This is a genomic window from Actibacterium sp. (genome assembly GCF_041584535.1).
Classification (GTDB): Bacteria; Pseudomonadota; Alphaproteobacteria; order Rhodobacterales; family Rhodobacteraceae; genus Actibacterium_D.
In genome coordinates this window covers 1-1,439 of record NZ_JBFHDW010000431.1, presented here as the reverse complement: position 1 = coordinate 1,439, position 1,439 = coordinate 1, and the positions used below count along the sequence as shown (strand labels likewise).

Sequence of the window (1,439 nt, the reverse complement as noted above, 5' to 3'; positions counted from 1 at the left end):
TCCATGCGGTCGCGGTCATATAGGACCGCAGCGGCCCGATGATGTCGGCGAACTTGCCAAAGGCAACCCGGCCCGTGATAGCCACCATCAGCATCACGAAAATCACCCGGCCCGCCTGATCCGCAGCAAAGCCCTTGTCCTGAATCAGTGGCACCAGATGCATCAGCGGAATCGACATACAGGTGCAGCACAGGAACGTGGCCAGCGACATCGTCGGCACAAAGACCGAGAATTTCTGGAACCCGCCGGATTGATCCGCCGCTCGTGTTCCGGCGGCCAACACCGATTTCGGCGGCTGCCGCAACACCAGCGCCAGCGGCACCAGCAGCAACAGCATCGCCACCCCGGTCACGGTCAGCGCCTTGGCGGTGCCGACCGATTGGATCAACAGGGACGACGCGAACGGCACGCCCCCCTGCCCCAAGGCCTGCCCCGCCGCCGCGATGCCGATGGCCAAACCGGCGCCTTTCGGAAACCACGACCCGACGGCCGCCAAAAGCGGCGGCGAAATCGCGGCCGCGCCGAAAAACCCGGCGATGAACATCAGCACATAGAATTGCCACAGCGCGGTGGCATAAGAGGCGCCCAGATAGCTTAGCCCCATCGCCAAGCCGCCAATCAGAACCACGGGCCGGGTGCCGAACTTGTCGGCCAAGGCCCCGGTCAGCACGCCACCGAATGCCAGCCCGACAATGCCCGAGACATTGATCAGCGAAATATCGGCCCGCGCCCAGCCATAGCTGTCCTGCAAGGGAACGATATAGGCCGACATGCCGTTGACGATCGCCCCCATGGACAGGGCAAGGATCAGGGCTGCGGCTATGACGATGACCCAGCGATAGGGGTGTTGTTCGATTTCTGACATTTGCGCTGACCTCCGATCAGGCGGGCAAGGTAACACATCCCGGAAATAAATAATATCTGAGGCGCATGGGGAAGTGCCAGTCCACGGATCACGGCATTCCCCCTTGCCTCTACCGGCCTTCCCCCCTAAACGAGCGGCTTGTTGTCCTTTCCTTTCTGCCGGGGGAACCGATGATCCAGACGCCCTATTACCTGATCGACAAGGCGCGGCTTTTGCCGAACATGGAAAAGATCGCGTATCTGCGCGCGGCGTCCGGGGCCAAGGCCTTGCTGGCGCTGAAATGTTTTGCCACGTGGTCGGTGTTCGACTTCATGTCCGACTATATGGACGGCACCACCTCGTCATCGCTGTTCGAGGTCCGTCTGGGCCGCGAGAAATTCCCGGGCGAGACCCACGCCTATTCCGTCGCCTATGCCGATCACGAGATCGACGAGGTGCTGGGCCATTCCGACAAGATTATCTTCAACACCATCGGCCAGTTGCAGCGGTTCGAGGCGCAAAGCGCCGGACATATCCGCGGGCTGCGGGTGAATCCCGGTGTGTCGACCTCAAGCTTCGATCTGGCCGACCCGGC

1 protein-coding gene and 1 pseudogene are annotated in these 1,439 nt (G+C 61.8%); one reads left to right on the top strand and one right to left on the bottom strand.

What is annotated here, in order from left to right:
• Positions 1 to 865 (bottom strand): MFS transporter (locus ABYW26_RS14465; protein ID WP_372605616.1); only part of this gene is annotated, 865 nt, incomplete at its 3' end.
• A gap of 173 nt (positions 866 to 1,038) precedes the next feature.
• Here ABYW26_RS14465 and ABYW26_RS14460 point away from each other — a divergent pair.
• A pseudogene (locus tag ABYW26_RS14460) lies at positions 1,039 to 1,439 on the top strand (carboxynorspermidine decarboxylase); the annotation flags it as partial.